Origin of the sequence: Streptomyces sp. WAC07094 (assembly GCF_036320405.1) — a bacterium.
Taxonomy (GTDB): domain Bacteria; phylum Actinomycetota; class Actinomycetes; order Streptomycetales; family Streptomycetaceae; genus Streptomyces; species Streptomyces lannensis.
On record NZ_JAVMJZ010000001.1, the window covers coordinates 316,986 to 336,844 of the forward strand.

General features: G+C 69.5%; 21 protein-coding genes and 1 pseudogene. 10 read left to right on the plus strand and 12 right to left on the minus strand.

The annotated features are described in order from the left end of the window. The first annotated feature begins 23 nt into the window (after nt 1-23). From RCR19_RS01500 to RCR19_RS01520, 5 genes are all read left to right on the plus strand, one after another. On the plus strand, nt 24-1,043 hold the full coding sequence (locus RCR19_RS01500) for a sugar ABC transporter permease (RefSeq protein WP_331263352.1): 1,020 nt from the start codon (nt 24-26) through the stop codon (nt 1,041-1,043). Next, a complete protein-coding gene (locus RCR19_RS01505) occupies nt 1,040-1,924 on the plus strand; it encodes a carbohydrate ABC transporter permease (protein ID WP_059126398.1) in 885 nt (294 codons plus the stop codon). Before RCR19_RS01500 ends, RCR19_RS01505 begins: the two co-directional genes overlap by 4 nt. 3 nt (nt 1,925-1,927) lie before the next feature. Further along, complete coding sequence (locus RCR19_RS01510) at nt 1,928-3,142, plus strand: ROK family protein (RefSeq protein WP_331263353.1); 1,215 nt, start codon at nt 1,928-1,930, stop codon at nt 3,140-3,142. 31 nt (nt 3,143-3,173) lie between these two features. Next, complete coding sequence (locus tag RCR19_RS01515) at nt 3,174-4,067, plus strand: Gfo/Idh/MocA family oxidoreductase (RefSeq protein ID WP_331263354.1); 894 nt, start codon at nt 3,174-3,176, stop codon at nt 4,065-4,067. 150 nt (nt 4,068-4,217) lie between these two features. Then, complete coding sequence (locus tag RCR19_RS01520; protein ID WP_331263355.1) at nt 4,218-5,366, plus strand: amidohydrolase family protein; 1,149 nt, start codon at nt 4,218-4,220, stop codon at nt 5,364-5,366. Nucleotides 5,367-5,643: 277 nt separating this feature from the next. On the opposite strand, the gene RCR19_RS01525 is transcribed toward RCR19_RS01520, so the two are convergent. Beyond that, nucleotides 5,644-6,612: an alpha/beta hydrolase gene (locus RCR19_RS01525; protein WP_331263356.1), complete on the minus strand. Its 969-nt coding sequence runs from the start codon at nt 6,610-6,612 to the stop codon at nt 5,644-5,646. Nucleotides 6,613-6,709: 97 nt separating this feature from the next. Then, a complete protein-coding gene (locus RCR19_RS01530; RefSeq protein ID WP_331263357.1) occupies nt 6,710-7,027 on the minus strand; it encodes an antibiotic biosynthesis monooxygenase in 318 nt (105 codons plus the stop codon). Between the two features lie 143 nt (nt 7,028-7,170). Between RCR19_RS01530 and RCR19_RS01535 the strand changes: the two genes are divergently transcribed. Further along, on the plus strand, nt 7,171-8,076 hold the full coding sequence (locus RCR19_RS01535) for an AraC family transcriptional regulator (RefSeq protein ID WP_331263358.1): 906 nt from the start codon (nt 7,171-7,173) through the stop codon (nt 8,074-8,076). Between the two features lie 146 nt (nt 8,077-8,222). Beyond that, nucleotides 8,223-8,972 (plus strand): SDR family oxidoreductase, encoded by a 750-nt coding sequence (locus tag RCR19_RS01540; RefSeq protein WP_331263359.1) that lies wholly within the window; start codon nt 8,223-8,225, stop codon nt 8,970-8,972. Nucleotides 8,973-9,293: 321 nt separating this feature from the next. Here RCR19_RS01540 and RCR19_RS01545 read toward each other — a convergent pair whose 3' ends face one another. The 5 genes and pseudogenes from RCR19_RS01545 to RCR19_RS43315 form a co-directional block, all read right to left on the minus strand. Further along, the gene (locus RCR19_RS01545) at nt 9,294-9,488 is read right to left on the minus strand and encodes a hypothetical protein (RefSeq protein WP_331263360.1); all 195 of its coding nucleotides are present in this window, start codon (nt 9,486-9,488) and stop codon (nt 9,294-9,296) included. Between the two features lie 47 nt (nt 9,489-9,535). Continuing rightward, nucleotides 9,536-9,829 (minus strand): hypothetical protein, encoded by a 294-nt coding sequence (locus RCR19_RS01550; protein ID WP_331263361.1) that lies wholly within the window; start codon nt 9,827-9,829, stop codon nt 9,536-9,538. A 77-nt stretch (nt 9,830-9,906) separates the two neighbouring features. Beyond that, nucleotides 9,907-10,164, minus strand: coding sequence for a hypothetical protein (locus RCR19_RS01555; protein ID WP_331263362.1), 258 nt, complete (start codon nt 10,162-10,164; stop codon nt 9,907-9,909). Between the two features lie 92 nt (nt 10,165-10,256). After that, nucleotides 10,257-11,192 (minus strand): annotated as a pseudogene (locus RCR19_RS43310) (iron chelate uptake ABC transporter family permease subunit). Nucleotides 11,193-11,245: 53 nt separating this feature from the next. Continuing rightward, nucleotides 11,246-12,271, minus strand: a complete 1,026-nt coding sequence (locus tag RCR19_RS43315) for an iron chelate uptake ABC transporter family permease subunit (RefSeq protein ID WP_348541434.1) — start codon at nt 12,269-12,271, stop codon at nt 11,246-11,248. 90 nt (nt 12,272-12,361) lie between these two features. On the opposite strand from RCR19_RS43315, the gene RCR19_RS01565 reads away from it, so the two are divergent. Both RCR19_RS01565 and RCR19_RS01570 read left to right on the plus strand, forming a co-directional pair. Next, nucleotides 12,362-13,066, plus strand: a complete 705-nt coding sequence (locus RCR19_RS01565; protein ID WP_331269311.1) for an SDR family NAD(P)-dependent oxidoreductase — start codon at nt 12,362-12,364, stop codon at nt 13,064-13,066. A gap of 522 nt (nt 13,067-13,588) precedes the next feature. Next, nucleotides 13,589-14,434 carry a DMT family transporter gene (locus RCR19_RS01570; protein WP_331263363.1) on the plus strand — a complete coding sequence of 282 codons (846 nt, stop codon included), beginning with the start codon at nt 13,589-13,591 and terminating at the stop codon, nt 14,432-14,434. Nucleotides 14,435-14,543: 109 nt separating this feature from the next. Here RCR19_RS01570 and RCR19_RS01575 read toward each other — a convergent pair whose 3' ends face one another. Beyond that, entirely contained in the window at nt 14,544-15,044 is a 501-nt protein-coding gene (locus RCR19_RS01575) for a hypothetical protein (protein WP_331263364.1), read from the minus strand. A 172-nt stretch (nt 15,045-15,216) separates the two neighbouring features. Then, the gene (locus RCR19_RS01580) at nt 15,217-15,921 is read right to left on the minus strand and encodes a GntR family transcriptional regulator (RefSeq protein ID WP_331263365.1); all 705 of its coding nucleotides are present in this window, start codon (nt 15,919-15,921) and stop codon (nt 15,217-15,219) included. A gap of 153 nt (nt 15,922-16,074) precedes the next feature. Here RCR19_RS01580 and RCR19_RS01585 point away from each other — a divergent pair, with 153 nt between their 5' ends. Further along, entirely contained in the window at nt 16,075-16,614 is a 540-nt protein-coding gene (locus RCR19_RS01585; protein WP_331263366.1) for a YbhB/YbcL family Raf kinase inhibitor-like protein, read from the plus strand. A 392-nt stretch (nt 16,615-17,006) separates the two neighbouring features. Here RCR19_RS01585 and RCR19_RS01590 read toward each other — a convergent pair whose 3' ends face one another. The 3 genes from RCR19_RS01590 to RCR19_RS01600 all read right to left on the minus strand — a co-directional run bounded on the left by RCR19_RS01590 (nt 17,007) and on the right by RCR19_RS01600 (nt 19,772). Then, nucleotides 17,007-17,843, minus strand: coding sequence for an N-acetyltransferase (locus tag RCR19_RS01590; protein ID WP_331263367.1), 837 nt, complete (start codon nt 17,841-17,843; stop codon nt 17,007-17,009). After that, nucleotides 17,840-18,763 (minus strand): alpha/beta hydrolase, encoded by a 924-nt coding sequence (locus RCR19_RS01595; protein ID WP_331263368.1) that lies wholly within the window; start codon nt 18,761-18,763, stop codon nt 17,840-17,842. Before RCR19_RS01595 ends, RCR19_RS01590 begins: the two co-directional genes overlap by 4 nt. 64 nt (nt 18,764-18,827) lie before the next feature. Then, nucleotides 18,828-19,772 carry a sigma-70 family RNA polymerase sigma factor gene (locus RCR19_RS01600; RefSeq protein ID WP_331263369.1) on the minus strand — a complete coding sequence of 315 codons (945 nt, stop codon included), beginning with the start codon at nt 19,770-19,772 and terminating at the stop codon, nt 18,828-18,830. Nucleotides 19,773-19,859: the final 87 nt, after the last annotated feature.

Sequence of the window (19,859 nt, forward strand, 5' to 3'; positions counted from 1 at the left end):
TGCACGCCCGCAAAGGTCCTTCCATGACAACAGCCCCCGTCGGCGCACCGAAGCGCCGGCACACCAGCCCCGGGTCGGCGGACCGGTCCGCCGATCGCCGGCGGCGCCCGATGACCGCCAGCCGACGCGCCAACCGCGCAGGCCTCGCCTTCGTCTCCCCCACCTTCGTCGTTGTCCTCGTGGTGGTCATCCTGCCCATCCTGTGGACCGTGCTCCTCGCCTTCCAGCACGCCAGGCTGGTCGACATCCAGGGCATGGGCCTCGTCGGCAACTGGTCCCTCGACAACTTCACCCAGGTCTTCGACTCCGCCGGATTCTGGTCCAGCCTGGCCACCACCCTGCTGTACACCGCGGGCGCCACCCTGGGATCGGTCCTCCTGGGACTCGTCGCCGCCCTCGCCCTGCGCAAGCCCTTCCGCGGCCGCGGACTGCTGCGCGCGGCCATGCTGCTGCCCTACGTCGCCCCCGTCGTCGCCGTGGCCTTCGTCTGGGAGGTCGCCCTGAGCCCGCAGTACGGCGTGGTCAACGACTGGGGCCACCGGCTGTTCGGCTGGGACAACCCCATCGCCTTCCTGTCCACCCGCGAGTACCAGGTCAACCTGCTCGGCGCGCACTTCGACATACCGCTGGCCCTGCTGACCGTCATCGCCTTCGAGTGCTGGCGCTACTTCCCCTTCGCCTTCCTGTTCATCCTCGCCCGGCTGCAAGCGGTCCCCGCGGGCCTGGAGGAGGCCGCCATGGTGGACGGCGCCACCCTGACCCAGCGCTTCCGCCACATCCTGCTGCCCCAACTCATGCCCGTCATCGCCCTGCTGTGCGTCCTGCGATTCATCATGACCTTCAACAAGTTCGACGACGTCTACCTGTTGACCGGGGGCGGAGCCGGAACGAACGTCGCCGCCGTCCGGGTCTACGACTTCCTCACCGCCCGCTACGACGTCGGGGCCGCAGCCGCCCAGGCCCTGGTTCTGGCCGCCTCCCTGATGATCCTGCTCGGCTTCTACTTCAAGTTCTTCGGCAACAAGGTCCAGGAGGAATCGTGACCCGCAAGGCCACTTTGACCAGGGCCCAGTTCGAGGACAGACTCTTCGGCGTCCTGCGCTGGTTCGTCATCGCCTTCCTCGCAGTGATCACCGTGGCGCCCTTCTACTACATGGTGCTGCTGTCGGTGAAACCCATCGACGCTCTCCTGCTCGACCCGGGTTCGCTGTGGGTCTCGGCGAAGGACTTCACCCTCTCCACCTACCGCGACGTGCTGAAGTCCACCGACGACGGCGGCCAGGGTTTTGTGAAGTTCCTGCTCAACTCCGCACTGGTCTCCCTCGGTACGGTGATCCTCACCCTGCTGGCCGCCGTGCCCGGCGCCTACGCGGTCAGCCGCCTGAAGTTCTTCGGCCACCGTCAGGTCAGCGCGCTCTTCCTCGCCGTCTACCTGTTCCCGGCGACCCTGCTGGCCGTTCCGCTGTTCGTCATCTTCGCCAAGCTGGGCCTGTCCTCCAGCCTGGTCGGCCTCGCCATCGTCTACGTGGCCCAGACCGTGCCCGTGGCGATCTACATGCTGAAGAACTACCTCGTCACCATCCCCGCTTCCATCGAGGAAGCAGCAGCGATCGACGGAGCCGGCCGACTGCAGACGGTCCGAAAGGTCATCCTGCCCCTCGCCCTGCCGTCCCTCATGGCGACCGGTCTGTATGTGTTCATGATCGCCTGGAACGAGTTCCTCTTCGCTCTCCTCTTCCTGGCCGCCGACCCCGAGAAGTGGACCGTCTCTCTCGGCCTGGCACAACTCTCGAACGGCGTAGAAGTGCCCAAGACCATCCTCATGGCCGGCTCGGTGGTACTGACGATTCCCGTGGTACTTCTGTTCTTCGCCGCCGAACGCATGCTCACCGAGGGCCTGACCAGCGGCGCCGACAAGAGCTGAGCCATGGGGGAAGTCATGATGACGCCGAGTCAGGTCAGCGCGGGAGAACTGCTGCAGCTGATCCGCAGCGGCCGCGCCAACACCCGCGCCGACCTGCAGCGCGCCACCGGCCTGTCCCGCTCCACCATCGGAGCGCGACTGGACGTCCTCAACCGCGCCGGATGGCTTCGCCACACCGTCGGCACCTCCACCGGCGGCCGCCCGTCCCACAGGATCGTCTTCGATCCGACGCACGCGTCGGTGATCGCCGTCGATCTCGAGACCCGTCATGCCCGGGCCGCCGTGCTGGATCTGGCGGGCACCATCCTCGCCGAGCACACGGGCCCCCTGCGCATCACCGACGGCCCGGACGACGTACTGGACCGACTCGCCGCTTGGTTCCCGGATCTGATCGGCGCCGCCGGCGTGGACGCCACCCATGTCCGCGGCATCGGGCTGTCGGTGCCCGGCCCCGTCGACTGGGAGACGGGGCGGATCATCGAGCCGCCCATCATGCCCGGCTGGGACCGCTACCCCGTCCGCGAACGCCTGCAGAAGGCCTACGCCGACCACGTGGGCACCGGTCCGGACGAGGAGCCGATCCCCGTCTTCGTCGACAACGACGCCAACCTCATGGCGCTGGCCGAACACCAGGCGAACCACCGTGACAGCGCGGCCTTCGTCCTCGTCAAGGTGTCCACCGGTATCGGCGCGGGTGTCGTCGTCGGAGGTGACGTCTACCGCGGCATCGACGGCGGGGCCGGCGACATCGGCCACATCCGCCTGCACGACCGCCTCGACGCCCTGTGCATGTGCGGGTCCTACGGCTGCCTGGCCGCAGTGGCCAGCGGCCGGGCCCTCGCCCGCGAGCTGTCCGCACTCGGTTTCGACACCGCCTCCGGTTCCGACGTCAAACGCGCTCTCGCCGAAGGCCACCCCGACGCCATCCGCCTCGCCCGGGAGGCGGGGCGCCGGGCGGGCGAAGTCCTGGTGACGGTCGTCACGCTGCTCAACCCGGGCGTGCTGATGCTGGCCGGAGACCTCTCGGGGGTGCCGTTCATGACCGGAGTCCGCGAGCTGCTCTATCAACGTGCCATGCCCCGCACGACCGCCAACCTCCAGGTCGTCACCTCACGGCTCGGTGACCACGCCGGTCTCATCGGAGCCGCTTCCATGGTCGTGGAGTTCCTCTACTCACCCGACCGCGCCGACGCCCGCCTCAACCGCCTCGCACTCTGACGTCGAGGCGCCGCACACCCACAGGAATACCGTGACCGCAGAACCCACCCCCTGGAAACACCGCCCGGTCGAGGTCGGCCTCGTAGGCGCCGGCCCATGGGCCCGTGCCATGCACGCCCGCATACTCGCCGCAGGACCGGAAACCCGACTCGCCGCGGTCTGGGCCCGCCGTCCCGAAGCGGCCGAGCAGACTGCCGCCCCCTACGCGGCCCATGTCGCCGCCGACTTCGACGAACTCCTCGACCACTGCGAAGCCGTGGCCTTCGCCGTCCCACCCGCCGTCCAGGGCGAACTGGCACCACTGGCGGCCGAACGAGGAAAGGCCCTGCTGCTGGAGAAGCCCCTCGGCCCCGACCTCGCCACGGCCCGGCGCGTGGCGGACGCCGTCGCCGAAGCCGGGGTGATCTCCCAACTCGTCCTCACCAAGCGCTATCACCCGACGACCCGCGCCTTTCTCGACACCGCTCGCAGCCTCGACGTCACCGGGGCACGTTCCGCCTATCTCCACGGCGCCTTCCTCGGCGGCGACTTCGCCACCGGCTGGCGCCTCGAACACGGCGCGCTGCTCGATCTGGGACCCCATCTGCTCGACCTCCTGGACGCGGCGATCGCTCCCATCACCGCCATACGCAGCACCGGGGACCCCAGGCGATGGATCGAGCTCACCTGCGAACACGCCAACGGAGCCGTGAGCCAGGCCTCCCTCTCCGGCTCCGTCAACCTGCCGCGCGCCATCACACGCATCGAACTCTTCGGCCCGAATCAACCGACGGCCTACGACACCGCGGAAATCGACCACGAGGAGTGCTGGCCCATCCTGCGCCGCGACTTCGCCACCGCCGTACGCACCCACACACCGACCCAACTCGACGCTCACCGCGGCCTGTACCTGCAAACCCTCATCGAACAGGCAGCACAGCAGTGAGCTGACCGGTCGGGGCGGCGGCGTGGGGCGCGTTCGACACCGAGCACGGCGCGTGCACGCCGTCGCCTTCAAGGCGTCAGCCGGGGAGGATCCTCCTCGGCCGCACTCCAACCCTCCGATGATGCCGCGCCGGCTCCTGCCGCCGGGTGGGTGGTCCACACGGAACCCGACCAAGGCTCAGTCGTTTCCAACGCCCCTAGGATCAAGGGATCGACCAACGACGCATGTTCAGGTTCGGGGAGGCTGTCACCGGTGGTGCTGCAGGTGCGAGGCATCGTGTTGCCGGAACGGGAAGAGCGGTCCTTCTGGATCGATGGAGACCGGTTGCGGACAGAGCCGGTTCCGGACGCGGACATCGTCGTCGACGGCGGATGGCTGCTGCCCGGCCTGGTGGACGTGCACACACATCCGGGCACCGAGGTCCACGACGCCCCGTTCAGCGACGAGATGCTCCGCCGGCACCTGACCGACCACCGCGACGCCGGAGTGCTGCTGGTCCGAACGCCCGGGTCTGCCGCACGCATCCCGGATTGGGTCGACGAGGATCCGCAACTACCGCGCGTCCGCTCGGCCGGACGCTGGCTGGCCACTCCCGGCCGCTTCTTTCCGGGCCTCGGGCGTGACGTGAGTGAGGAGGATCTGGTGCACGCCGCGGTCGAGGAAGCCAAGGCGTCCTCGGGCTGGTGCAAGGTCATCGCCGACTGGAGGCATGACGAACCGGCACTGCCACGGGACATCCTCAGCGCCGTCGTGCAGGCCGTGCACGCGATCGGCGGCCGAGTGGCCGCCCACTGCCAGACCGCCGACGGCAGTCTCAACGCCGTTCGAGCAGGCGTCGACAGCCTGGAACACGGCATGCACCTGGACCCCGGCCTGATCGATCAGATGGCTTCCCAAGGCACCGCCTTCGTCCCGACGCTCAGTGCCTTCGGCGCCGGAGCCGACCGACGGCGCACTGAGGAGCCGAGTGCCCGTCGCGACTGGTGGCTGGCCGGATGGGAAGCCATGCTGCCCAACGTCCGGGCCGCGCACGAAGCCGGCGTCACCGTCCTCGCGGGCACCGACAGCTTTCCCTGCGGCACCGTCACATCGGAGGTCGAGTGGCTGGTCCGTGCCGGTCTTTCGGCCGAAACGGCCCTGGGCGCGGCATCGTGGTCGGCCAGGTCCTGGCTCGGCCTGCCGGGCCTGGTCGACGGAGGCCCGGCCGACCTTGTCGCCTATGACACGGACCCGACGCTCGACATCTCGGCTCTGGCCAACCCGAGCCGCATCATCCTGCGGGGCCGAGTCATCGCCTGATGGTCGGCGACGCTTCTCCGCACTCCGTCGACCCAGGATCGACTTCTGTCGATTTGTGATACACGGACAGCGGCCGGCGACCACTGCCGCCGGAGCCGGTGTTCGGCTCCGGTCGGACATCCCGGCGCAGGCCGGTCCGCCGGCACAGGCACCGGCATTCCGCTGCGCGCACCCTGGCCGGCGGCAATGGCGAGGAGGTCGGCGGGACGGCTGCGCTCCGACCCTGCCCGCCTTGGTGCCGTCGCAGGGCGAGCGTGGCCGGCCGCGGCCCGAGGCGTTATTCGTCCTGGTTCCGGTGCAGGAGACGTGCGAGCCAGTCGGTGCGGGTTCGGCGGGCCGTCGCCGAGATGTGCGCCTGCGGGTACAGCGCGTCGAATCCGTGGAATCCCCCTGCCCAGACGTGGAGTTCGGCCTGGCCGCCGGCCGCCCAGATGCGGGTGGCGTAGTCGGTGTCCTCGTCGCGGAAGACTTCCGCGGAGCCGGTGTCGATGTAGGTGGTCGGCAGACCCGAGAGGTCGTCGGCCAACGCGGGCGAGATGTACGGGGACACGTCCTCGTCGCCACGGTCACCGAGGACGGCACGCCATCCGAACTCGTTCATCTCTCGGGTCCATACGCCGGGCCCGCCGGAGTACTGTCGGCTGGACGTGCTGGTGTTGCGGTGGTCGAGCATGGGGCAGATGAGCATCTGCGCGGCGACCGCGGGGGTGCCGAGGTCGCGGGCCAGCAGAGTGACACCGGCCGCAAGGCCACCGCCCGCGCTGGCGCCGGCGACGATGATCCGAGCCGGGTCGACGCCCAGTTCGTCGGCGTGTTCGGCGATCCAGAGCAGCCCCTGGTAACAGTCGTCGACGAGGGCGGTACCGGTGACCTCGGGTGCCAGCCGGTAGTCCACGGAGACCACGACCGCGCCGAATTCGTCGAGCCATTCCAGCGGGATGTCGATCTGTGAGAAGCGGTCGCCCATGACCATTCCGCCGCCGTGCATCCAGTAGATGCAGGGGGCCGCGGTGGTGCGGTCGCCTGTCGCGGGGCTGATGACCGACATGGGGATCGGAACGCCGTCCGTGGCGGGCACGGTGATCTCACGCCGGTCGACCGACCGGTGCGTGAGCAGGGACTCGACGGGCGTCGAGGGATACTGGCGCAGTTGCGCGAGCACTTCGGCGCTGAGCCGGGTCATCTGCGGCATGTCGGCCAGGAGTTCACGCAGTTCGGGGTCCAGAGCGGGTCGTGCCACGGTCATGGTCGTAGGCCTTTCGCGAGTGGTACCGGGTGGGTGGACGAGCAGCGGGCCGGCCGCGGCGGGGATGGCGGCTGCGGCGGCCAGGACCGACGGGGTCCTAGATGGTGGCCTTACCGCGAAGGGGCACGTAGTCGGTGTACTCGGGCTCCTTGGCCAGCAGTGCGCCGATCTGCGCCACGATGGCCTGGGCGGCCTCGCCGCCGAAGATCCGGTGGTGGTCCTCCTCGCTGGTCCAGCCCTCGGTGACGTGGACGACGTCGGGGTCGGACGCGGAGCGGGAGACCAGATAGACGACGCAGAACCGGCTCGCCCCGGGGCTGCCTTCGTTCAGGCCGGTCAGCAGCAGGTCGACCAGCGCGTCCCCCATGTCGGGCCTGGCGGTCAGGGTGGCGTTGAATCCATATTTGGCGATCATCGATTCGGTCCTGTCGGTGAAGGATTGAAGTGATTCCATTCAATCGGCCTGACCTGGACAAACGTTAGATCGTTGCTCGCTTGTACCTGCACAATCCTCTCGACGGCGGGAGCACAAGGAGGGAGAGGTGCTGCAATGGACGCATGCACCTCGAAGAGTTCCGCACCCTGCTGGCCCGGCACGCGCGCCCCGACTGGACCACGGCCATCGACGGCGTACTGATCTCGAAGGTCGACCGGCCGGATCCGCCGGCGCCCTCCATGTCGGGCACGGTGCTCGCCGTCATCGCCCAGGGCGCCAAACGGCTCGCGCTGGGCGAGAGGGTCTACGAGTACGGCGCCGGGCAGTATCTGGTCGCATCCGTCGACCTGCCGGTGACGGGGCAGTTCGTCCAGGCCGACCCCGGAGAGCCGGCACTGGGCGTCGGTCTGGTGCTGGAACCGTCCGCCGTCGCGGAACTTCTGCTGCAGGCCGGCCCCGGAGACATCCCCCACACCGGCGGAGGCGCGCCGTCGGGGATCGCCGTCAGTGACGCTCCGGCCGAACTGCTCGACGCGGTGGTCCGGTTGCTGCGTCTGCTCGACGAACCCCGCGACCGCGCCGTACTGGCCCCACTGATCAAACGCGAGATCCTGTGGCGCGTGATCACCGGTGAGCAGGGCGCGACGGTGCGTCAGCTCGGCCTCGCCGACAGCGGCCTCAGCCATGTCTCCCGTGCCGTGCGGTGGATCCGCGAGCACTACGCCGAGGCCTTCCGCGTCGAGGACGTGGCGCGCCTGTCGGGCATGAGCGTCTCCGCCTTCTACCGCAACTTCCAGGCGGTGACCGCGATGAGCCCGATCCAGTTCCAGAAGCAGATCAGGCTCCAGGAGGCCCGACTGCTGCTCGCCACCCACCCCAGCGATGTCACCGGGGTCGGCCAGCGGGTGGGCTATGACAACCCCTCCCAGTTCAGCCGGGAGTACCGCCGCCAGTTCGGCGCACCCCCGAGCCGGGACGCGGCCCGTCTGCGGGACACCGTGCGCAGCCCCGCGGGTGCACTACCGTAGTCGGAGCCATCAAGCAGGATCATGCAAGAGTCAGCGAGGAAAGTTCTATAACTGACCAGGTCAGAGCGATTCAATGGGATTACCGATTCTCCTCTGAGGCAGGAAAATGCCTGCCGGGATCCCGTCCCATCACAAAGGATCACAGCATGAAGACCGTTCTGATCACTGGCGCCTCATCCGGATACGGGCGACAGACCGCACTCCACTTCCACGAGCAGGGGTGGAACGTCATCGCGACGATGCGGACACCCCGCGAGGGCGTGCTGCCCGAGTCGGACCGGCTGCGCATCGTCGAACTCGACGTCACCAAGCCCGATTCCATCACCGCCGCGTTCGATGCGGCGGGTGCCATCGACGTCCTGGTGAACAATGCGGGCGTCCCCTCGATCAGCGTCTTCGAGGGCACCCCCATGGACCGGGTGCGGGAGGTCTTCGAGACCAACACGTTCGGCGTGATGGCGACGACGCAGGCGGTGCTGCCCCGGTTCCGCGAGCGCGGCTCCGGCGTGGTGGTCAACTTGACGTCCAGCGTGGTGCTGGGCCACATGCCGCTCTCGGCCGTCTACAAGGCGAGCAAGATGGCCGTCGAGGGTTTCACCGCGTCTCTGGCCCTGGAGCTCGCACCCTTCGGCGTGCGTGCGAAGACGGTCGAGCCGGGCGCCTGCCTGAAGACGAACTTCGCCGCCAGGGCGACGAACGGTGCCTCGCTGGACGAGCTGGTTCCCGCGCCCTACGCACCGTGGGCGGAGAAGGCCATGGCCGACTTCACGGGCCAGGAACTGTTCACCAAGGAGAGCGACGTCGCGGAGACGGTGTGGCGAGCCGTGCACGACACCACCGGCCAGCTGCGGTTCCCGGCCGGCCCGGACGCGGTCCAGCTCGCCCAGGCGAAGTAGTCAACGGCCCTTCCATGGCAGTCGGCCGGCCTGCCGCACTCCCGCGGGCGGTCCCGATGCGGAACGACGCCGGGCAGGGCACGGTCGATCCGACCGTGCCCTGCCCGGCGCGCCTGAGGTGTGCGGCCGTCCCGACGAGGTCGCCGCCACCGCCCACTTTCGACGGTGGCGCCGACCTCCATCGACATCCCCTCGGAGCCCATCGGCCAGGACTCGGCGAGAGCTCCGGTCATCGCGGCTGCGGGCGCTCGGCCTTGCCCGCGGAGACCGGGCCCGGAGGCCCGTCTCCACCCGCGCCTGAACGGAGGAATCGGCAAGCCGTCAGGTGCGTGCTTCCGCGCTCGTCCGGCGGTGATCGTCGGCAATCTGCACCGCCTGGGTGGCCGCCACGATGCCGCTGTCGAGGCCGCAGGTGCAGCGCACCACGGCACGCCCGGTCGCCTCGCGCTCGACCCACCCACCGGGCTGCGCTGCGGGCCGGGTGATGTCGTGCACGACGGTCTCGTGTTCCACCATGCGCTCATCCTCCTGTCACGGGCTCGGTCCGCCCACACCGGCCGCGGTTACGAGATGACCGCGCCGGGGGCGATCCGACTCGTCGTCTCACCGAGGTCGTGCACACCGTCGTGGACCATGCCGTACACCTCCACGTCTCCGCCCATGTTGTACAGGCCACCGGTCACCATTCCGTGGATCCGGGCCGTGGCGCCCTCCTCGACAGTGACGCGTCCGGCCACGCCGTGCAGATCCAAGTGTCCACCGCTCACGACCCTGATGCCCTTGGGAGCCATACCGCTCAGCTTGTGGTGCGCGCCCACCGTCACGAGCAGGTGGTGCACACCGTTCGTTTCGACCATGGCCAAAGACTACGGACGGTGTCCGCCGGACAGAGCTCGACGCGGCGGCGTTGGGCCGGGCTCTCTCACCGATCCGGTCATGCGCTGTCCCCCGGCCCCGTCCGCAGTGCGAGGATCTCGCACTTCACATGGACCAGGGCGACGGACACCAGGGCCGCACCCACCCCGTTCGGCCCGTACAGCGGCGGATCCTCACAATCGACGGCCGGCATGCTGCCCGTCGCATGCCGGTCCGACGAGATCCAGGTTGCCGGACCGAAGACCGACCCGACCAGCACGGTCGCGCCGACCACCGGCCCGAATCGGGCGATGAGTCGGGCCTGGCGGAAGACCACTCCGCCCGGCCCCGGACCGATCTCCGGCGCTGTGCCCTAACGGCGGGTGCGCAGCAGCAAGTAGAGGAAGTACGGGGTACCGATGACCGCCGTCATGAGACCCGCGCCCAGCTGTGCCGGTGCGATCACGGTCCGGCCCATGACGTCGGCCACGCACACGAGGGTGGCGCCCAGCAGCACCGCCACGAGCACAACGCGTATGTGCCGGCGGCCGACCAAAGCGCGTGCCGCGTGCGGGGCGACAGCCCGACGAAGCCGATCGTGCCCGCGGCGGCCACGGCCGTCGCACCGAGCAGCACGGCGACCGACAGGAATCCGAAACGCGCCGGGGCCGGCCGAAGGCCGAGCAGTCCTGGCGTGTCCTCGTCGAGGGACACCAGGTCGAGTTCGGTGCGCCTGGCCACGACGACCACGAGGCCGAGGACGAGGGCGCCGCCCACGGGCAGGTCATCTGGCAGTTCCCGTCCGTAGGTGGAGCCGGACAGCCAGGTCAGTGCCTTCGTCGCGTTGAACGGATCGGTGAGCACGATGAACAGGCTGATCAGCGCCGTGGTCGCGGCGGACACGCCGACACCCACCAGGACCAGTCGATTGCTGCCGAACCCGCCGCGCGCGGCGAGTCCGAACACGACGACCGACGCGACGGCCGCGCCCGCGAAGGCGGCACCGGCGATACCCCACGTGGCGGCGGCCGGAACCGTCGTCACAAGAAGTACCGCGCCGAGCGCCGCACCGCCCGAGACTCCGAGGATGCCGGGTTCTGCGAGAGGGTTGCGGGTGACGGCCTGGACCAACGTGCCGGACAACACCAGTGCGGCGCCGGCGAGGAGCGCCGTAAGCACCCGCGGCACACGGGTGTCGAGCACAAAGGAGACGGACTGCCCGGCCGTCCCCTGCGCCCAGTGGAACACGTCCCCGAGCAGCAGCTTCGTATCACCCAGCAGGACTCCGGCGACGGTCACCCCGACCAGGACGGCGGTCAGCGTCGCCACCGTGACCAGGAACATCGTCCTGCTCGGGATGCGCATCCGCTCCGGTGAACGCGCGGTGGCCGAGTCGCGGACCCGTAGCGCCAGACCTATCAGGAACAGCGCACCGACGAGGCTGGTGACGACGCCAGTGGGCACGGCGACGGCCTAGTCGGAGAAGACCAGCGCACGCAGCGCGTCGTCCGAACCGAGCACCAGGCATGCGCCCGCGAGCGCCGCGACCGGCAGACTCGTCCGCATCCGGACGAACGACCGCAGCCTCCGGCGAGGGGCCGCACCAGGGCGGGCGCGCACAGACCGACGTAGCCGATGGGCCCGGCGAGGGTCACCGCCGCGGCGGACAGCAGCGCGACGAGCACCACCACGGTGACCCTTGTCCCGCGGACCGGGACGCCCAGCCCGCGGGCCGCCTCGTCACCGAGCGCGAGGGCGTCCACCCTGCGGCCCACCAGGAGCAGCCCGATGACGCCCATCAGGACGACGGGCGCCATCTGCACGACGCCGCCGAATCCGTTCTGGCTGATGCTGCCCTGGTTCCACCGGTAGAGGCCGTTGGTCTCCTCGGGGAAGAGCAGCAGCAGACCCTCGGTGACCGAGGACAGGCCGAGCATCAGGGCGCTGCCGGCCAGCACCAGCCGTACGGTGCCGGTGCCCACCCCGGACAGGGACAGAGCGACGGCCGCGGCGCCCAGTCCGCCGAGGAAGGCCACTGCGGAGGAGGCGAGCAGCGGCAACGAGGTACCGGTGACGGTGATCACGCCGAGGGCGAGGTAGGAACCGGCGTTCACAGCCAGGGTGTCCGGCGCCGCGAGCACATTGCGGCTGACGGCTTGAAGTGATGCGCCGGCCGTGCCGAGCGCCACGCCGACCAGCAGGCCCGCCGTCATACGGGGCAGGCGCGAGGCGATGACGACGGACGCGTCACCGGTGTCGGCCCGGCCGGTGAGGGCCTTCAACACCTCGGAGGGCCCGACGGCCGCCGTGCCCTGGGTGATGTCGAGGACCGCGAGGACCGCGACCAAAAGCACGAGCAGGGCCGTCACCGCGGCCGCGCCCGTTCTCGAGGAGGCGGTCTCTGTCTCGGCCTCGGTGGCGGGAGCTGTTGCGGTGACGACCATGGCGTTACTTCGTCAGCGCGTCGACGAGGGCGTTCACGTACGCCTGCATCGACTTCGGGCCGCCGAACATCCAGATGCCGTCGCCGCGGAATCGGCCGGGAGGCGGCCCGGCGGCTGGCGGGCGAGGGCGCGGCAGTCGTATTGGTCGCTCGTCGCGCCGAACGACTCGAGAAGCTCGCCACCGAGGTCCGCCGAGCCGGAGGGACGGCGGTGGTCATCACTGCGGATCTGGTCGACGCCGGCGCCGCGGCCTCGGCGGTCGACAGGGCGGTGGCCGAGCTCGGTCGTCTCGACACTCTTGTGAATGCGGCCGGGGTGATGCTCAACGGTCCGTCGGACGAGTCGCCGCTGGAGGAGTGGAACCGAATGGTCGACGTCAACCTCCGCGGCCTGATGTACGTGACCAAAGCGGCGCTACCGCATCTACTCGCGGCGGCGAGGACGAGCACTCGTTCCGTTGCCGACGTGGTGAACGTCTCGTCCGTGGCCGGCCGGTTCGCTGCACCGACGGTGGCGCTCTACAACGCGACCAAGTTCGCCGTCACCGGTGCGACCGAGGCATGGCGTCAGGAGTACACCACCCGCAATCTGCGGTTCTCGGTGATCGAGCCAGGTCGCACCGAGAGTGAGCTGTTCGACCAGAAGGACAACTCCGGCAGGGACTTCACCGCAGCATTCGGGCAGGTCGAAGCTCTGCACGCACAGGACGTCGCCGACGCGATCGGCTATGTCGTCACCAGTCCCCGCCGTGTGGCGATCAACGAGATCGTCATCCGGCCGACCGACCAGCCATGACGTCATCAGCCGCAGTCCGGGCGAGTGCTGACGGGTGCGTGTTCCCGCATGGCGAAGAGGCATAGGCCGGACCGGCGGCGAAAACCATGCCTGACAAGTCGGTCCGTCGGGCCTCGGAGCGTGGTCGGGAGTTTGCTTGCCGGTCCACGGTCGTCACCCTCCCCCGGCGTTGGGGGCGCTCGAAGTGAGCGCCCCCAAAGGGTGTTGCAGACGGCATATCCTCCGTCGACGTCCCAGTTGATGCCGGTGATGTAGTGGGCTTCAGGGCCGGCCAGGTAGGCGACCGCGCTGGCCTGCAATATCCTCTGGAGCCATGCCGAAGCAAACCCACAGGTGCGCCGTCAGCGGCCTGCCACCCTTCGGGCATGGCACAGAAGCACCATTGCTCGACGACCCTTCGCCGCTCGACCATGGCAGGGCGCCCGGTGCGGCCGATGCCCCGCACATCGGGTTCTTGAGGGGCCCGAGGCCGCTGATCGCCCATACGAGCGGCACGCTGGTGGACATGCGCGGGCAGTCCAGGTGACGCCGGCCGTCACCCTGGCCGTACTGCTCGCCGCCGTCACCCATGCCAGCTGGAACGCGATCGCCCACCGCATCACCGACAAGCTGGTCGGCTTCACACTGATCGCGGGCGGCGGGACGCTCATCGGCCTGGCGATGGCCGTGTTCGCGTCGTTCCCCGCGCCGGCCGCCTGGCCCTACCTCATCGCCTCCGCCATCATCCATATCGCGTACTACGCGCTGCTGATGCGGTCCTTCAGGCTGGGCGACTTCGGTCAGGCCTACCCGATCGCGCGCGGGACCGCCCCCTTGGTGGTCACGGTGCTGGCGGCGGTGTTCGCGCACGAGGTGCCCGACGGCTGGGCGGCGGCGGGTATCGCCGTGTCGTGCGCAGGACTGACCGGGGTGGCCCTGTGGGGGTTGCGCGGGCGCCGGCCCGACTGGGCTGCCATCGGCGCCGCGCTCGCCACTGGGCTGACCATCGCGGCGTACACCGTGGTGGACGGCCTGGGCGTACGCGCCTCGGGCTCCTCACTCGGGTACATCGCATGGCTCATGGCGATACAGGGCGTCGTGATCCCCTTGTACGCGGCGTACCGATGGCGAGGCCAACTCCTGCCCACGCTACGGCCGTTCGCGATGCTCGGGCTGCTCGGCTCGGCCCTGTCCGTCGCGGCGTACGCACTGGTCCTGTGGGCGCAGACCAAGGCGGAACTGGCTCCCATCGCCGCTCTGCGGGAGTCCTCGATCATCGTCGGCGCGGCGATCGGCGCGGTCTTCTTCAAGGAGCGGTTCGGAGCGCCGCGGATCGCGGCGGCCGGGCTGCTGGTGGTCGGCATCGGGCTGATGCTGCACGCCGGCTGACTGCTCACCGAAGGGCGCGGTGTCGAGGCCCGGGGAAGGCTGGTGGTGGACCGCAGGGTCTGTGGCGATGGAGCGTCGATGCCTATGGGAGTCGCCCAGGCAGTTGGTTTCAGGTGAAGGCGATCTCCGCGAACGAGATCCCTCCGCGCTCGCTGTTCGAGAGGACAAGCCGCTGCGCGTGCTGGGGCGCCTGCCGTAGGTACTGGTGGAATCCCGTGGCCTGGAACTTGAGGTCGAAGAAGTGACCTTCGAGGTGCCACTGCGGGCCACCGCGACCGTCCTCCGGTGCCGAGCGCCGAAGGTGGTCGATCTGGAGGCTCAAGCCCATCCCCTTGAAGTCGAGGTCGCCCTCGAAATCCCAGACATCGTCGAACACGAGCGTGGACGGCGCGGTCCAGAAGCTGAAGTGGGTCTGCGGTGCGACCGGATGCACCCAGCGGACGATGTAGTCGATGTCCAGGAGCGGGCGCGGCGGCAGCGAGCCGTCGGGGGCACCTGGCTGCACGCAGAGTCCGTGGATGGTGGCGTCGTGCCATCCCATCTCGTCGAAGTCGGCGTCGCTCCAGGCGCTCTTCGTCAGACCGGATTCCGGGTGAGTGCCTGTGCCCATGGCTGCATCCAACCAGAACCGGCCTGTCGTGGTTCAACTCGTCGCGCCGGGTGGTCAGACACTCGTAGACCCGGCCCCGGACGCGGGACGCTTCGCCCCGAGGGCGGCCGAAGGCCACAGCCGTGAGCCTCAAGCCGGTCGAAGCACCACCGACGGCAGTCGAAGGACGAGTTCAGGCCTCCGTCCCGGGGTCGCCATAGGTGTCGCCGGCCAGTCCCGCCGCGGTCAGGGTGAGGTGCCGGGCCAGCACCTCGGCGGCAACGTCGGCGTCGCGGGCCAGCGCCGCCTCCTCGAGCCGGCGATGCTCGCCGACACCGTCCCGCTCGGGGGTTCGCTGCGCCGACCAGCGGCGTGCCAGCTCGCTCGCGGTCCACATCCGGTCGAACGTCTCCAACAGCACGGGGTTGCCGCATCCTTCCAGCAGGGTGCGGTGGAACACCCTGTGCGCCTCGGACCATGCGGCGCTGTAGTACTCGCCCTCCTCCGGCACAAACGCCGGTGTGCGCGCCAGCCGGTGGTGTGCCGCTCGTACGCGGGCCTCCCAGTCGATGTCGCCGCGCTCGATGGACATACGCAGCACGACCGGTTCGATGGCGCGGCGGGCCTCCGCGATCTCCTGCCAGCGGCGGTCGGAGAAGGCGGGGACGGCGAACCCGCGGTTGGGCAGCCGGTCGGCAAGCCCGTCGCCGACCACCCGCACCAGCGCCTCCCGAACGACGGCCAGGCTCACGCCCTGTTCCTTGGCGAGGTCCTGCGGTTTGAGTGCGTCGCCGGGGCCGTAGTCCCCGCGCATGATCGCCTCTCGCAGGCGTGTGTAGACCTGCTCGGAGAGCATCTGCTTCCCCGGCACGCCCGAGTTGGGGACCGTCTGAGTCATGCCGCCATCATAGACGACCCATTGTATAATCGATTATCAGTGTTATGGTCGATCCAAGGTTGACATTGAAACCTGCCGGCGATGCCTGGGACACAGCCGGCCGTCGGCCATGCCACCGCCCACCCCACTGAACGGCCTGAAAGGAATGACGCGATGCGCGCCAACGATCCGTTCGCCCGCCTCCCCGAGGCGGCGTCCTTCACCGTCACCAGCACCACCGTCGCCGACGGCGCCGCCTGGTCACCGGAGCAGTTCTCCGGCATCTTCGGCGTCCCGGGCGGGAAGGACCTCTCTCCGCAGTTGTCCTGGAGCGGCGCCCCGCTGGGCACGAAGAGCTATGCCGTCACCGTCTACGACCCCGACGCCCCCACCGGATCCGGGTTCTGGCACTGGGCGGTCGCCGACATCCCCGCCACCGTCACCGAACTGCCCGAAGGCGCCGGCGACGACACCGGCTCGGGCCTGCCCGAGGGCGCCTTCCAACTGCCCAACGACGCCCGCGCCGCTCGGTTCATCGGTGCCGCTCCCCCGGCGGGGCACGGCCCTCACCGCTATGTCGTCGTGGTACACGCTCTCGATGTCGAGTCCATCGGCGTATCGGCCGACGCCACCCCTGCCGTCCTCGGCTTCACCATGGCGGGCCACATCCTCGGCCGCGCGGTTCTGACCGCCACGGCCGAAACCCCTGCCTGACGACCATCGTGTCCGCACTCATCGGTACTGCGTGATTCGTGCCTCGACGAGAGCGCGAGCGGCCCCGGTGACGTACAGCATCGGGGCCGCGCCTCGCGGCGTCGATGTCCGCGGCCCACGGGGCAGGACCGTCAAAGGCGCGACGGCGCGAACGACAGCGAAGTCGCCCAGGAGGCCGCCTCCGTCTCTCGCTCCTACGGGAGGTCTGCGCGGCTCATCGGCCTTATCCCGCACTGAAAATCACGGGGTAAGCATGGAGACATCGGAACGCGCCAAGGCCGCACCCGGAAACCGGGTGCGGCCGCCTTCCTGTACAGGTGTCGATCCCCGCCCCGGCCGGTCCGCCACCGCGGACATCGGCCCGACGGGGCGACCGTCACTGACAGGCCCGGCTATGCGCGCCAGAGCCAGGTGACCCTCTCGTACAGCGGCTGGAACCCGGCGCGCAGCATGTTGTGGAGCGAGGTGTTGTGCTCGCCGGGAGCTTCGGCACCGGTCTCGGCCACGAGCCATCGGCACCCTGCGTCCTGGGCCGCCCGGGCGCGGGCGGCGAGCAGCGCCGACTGCGCGCCGCGGCCGCGGCCCCGTGGCAGCGTCGCCCCGCCGAACATGTCTGCGCAGTCGCCGTTCACAAAAATGCTCCCGATCGCGATGATCCGTTCGCCCTCCCACACGGCGTACTGACGCCAGTTCGGCCTGCCCACACAGGCCGCGGCCATCTCGATCATGAACGGAGCGGTGAACCCGAAGGTGTTCATCATGACCGTGGCCCACTCCAGCGCATGATGGCGCTCGACGGGACCTACGCGCAGGTCGGGGTCCAATGCGGCCATGCCGCCGGCTGAGCCGACCAGGGCATCGACCTCGCACCCCAACTTCGCGAGACGGCCGCCCTCGGTCAGGTTCCTCTTCGCGGCGATCGAGCCCCAATCCTGCGGCAGCAGCGGCGGCGCGACCATGAACGCGCCCTGGGGCACGCCCTGCTCACGGTAGAACTCACACACCTGCGCCACGACGTCCTCGGTGATCGGCCCGTCGGCGCCGAATCCGCCGGCCTTGTTGAAGAACCGGCTCGGGTCCTCACGGATCGCCAGTGCCAGCGCCGTGCCGACGCGCAGTGAGCCGATGCCCAGCGCCTCCCACACGGGCGCGGGGGCCCCGGTCACGAAGTCGGCGTACGCCCTGATCTCGGTCTGCTCAGCCAGCTCGATCGGCACAACGGTGCTCATGCCCGATTCCCCTTTCCGGTGGTGTGAACGAAGTCCATTACGGCAGCGTTGAACTCGTCGGCCTCCTCGACATGCCCGAAATGCCCGCTTTCACGGAGCTCGCACAGCCTCGAGTCCGCCAGCCCCGCGTCCATCTCGTACGCAAAGCCGAGTGGACAGATGAAGTCGTACGTGCCGACGATCACCAGCGCCGGCACGTCGATCGTGCCGAGCCGGTCCCGTACATCCCAACTGACCGGGTGCCGGTTCGCGTCATGGGTGACCCGAAGGGTGCGTTCACCCACCCGTTCGACCGTCCTGCGGTAGTCGGCGAAGTAGGCCGGGAGGATGCCATGAAGGTAGCGTCGGTGCGCCTCGTCGTCGGCGATCTCCATCGTCTGCGACACGACGGCCGCCTCCCACATCCGGCCCGCCTCGACGGCCTCCGGGCGATCCGGCCAGCGCTGGACGAAGGCCGCCATCTCCTTGGTCGCCGCCTCCATCAGCTCCCGCCCGTACACGGGTGCCGTGTCGTACAGGATCAGCCCCTCGAGGCGGTCCGGACGGTCGACAGCGAACTGGAGGGCGACGAAGCCGCCGTGCGAGTGGCCGAGAAAATACCCGGTCCGGGCACCGAGGTCGTCGAGCACGGCCTCGGCGAAGCGCGCGTAGCGGGACATCGCGTAGTCCCCGTCCGGCAGCAGGTCGCTGTCGCCGGACCCGACGGGGTCCACGTAGACCATGGTCAGGTGCTCTTCCAGGGAGGGGATCCGCAGGTACTCCGGGTGAACACCGGGACCGCCGGAGTGCACAAGACACAACGGGCCCTCACCCGCGACCCGGTACACCTGACGGACGCCGTCGACGACGACGGTGCGCGCCTCAGCCTCCGTGGTTCCCGTGAGTCGCCCGGCGCGCGGACTGTGGTTCGTTTCGTTCATACCCGCACGATGCGGCGAGTCATGGAAAAGTTCGATCGGTCGGCGAATTCGTCCGCGGGACCGTTCAGCGGCGGCGCGGATGGTACAGACGGACCCTGCTGACTCGGCCCCGGTCCAGGAAATGCACCCACACGACACCGGGCGGGCAGTGGAACGGGTCCTCCGGAGGGTTGAGCAGGGCGGCCTCCCAGATGACCACCTCACGGCCCGCCACCACGTTCCGCAGATCGTGGCGTACGCCGTCGGACAGGTCACGTCCGAAAGCGGGACCCAGGTAGTCGATGTCCGTGATCTTGCCGGTCGGCCAGGTCACGTCCGCGTGGGGCGACCACCCGTCGGACATGGCCGCAGTGATGTCGCCTCGATGGGCGGCCGCCATGACCTCCTCGGCAAGCCTGCGGTGCAGTGCCGTCCGGGCGGTGGCGTCGTCGTGCACCCGGTCGGCCGAGCGCAGCAGCGCATCGCTCAACTTTGTGCGCGCCTGATTGAGCCTGCTGCGCACGGTACCGACCGGCGTACCGCACAGCGCCGCCATGTCCTCGTAGGACGTCACGTCCGTGAAGTAGCGCAGCATCGTAACGAGCCGCAGCCCAGGTGACAGGTCCTCCATCGCGCTCCAGACCCAGTCCCCCAGCGCATGCCGGTCGAGCACCTCAGCCGGATCTGGTGGACCGTACGTCCGGTCCATCACGGCCGCTCCGGCGGGCTCGGCCACGGGCACGGCCGACGTCCTGCGCAGCTGGGCGCGGCACGCGTTGCGCACCACCATGCGCAGCCAGGGACCCACCGCGTCCCGATCCCGGACGTCGCCGATGCGGCGCAGCGCGATGAGCGCCGCCTCCTGTACCGCGTCCTCGGCGTCCGAACTGTGCCCCAGCAAGGCCAACGCGACCGCGAACATACCTGCCCGATGTCTGGCGAGCACCAGGCCAAGAGCACCGGCGTCACCCGCCTGTGCCGCGCTCACCAGCTCCGAGTCCGGCGGCGCGCCCACCAGAAGACCAATCACCCTCCGACGATATCAATGGGGTGCATCGGGACGGACGCGATCATGTCGCCGCCACCATCCTGCGCTGGGCACCCGGTCTCGTTGTGC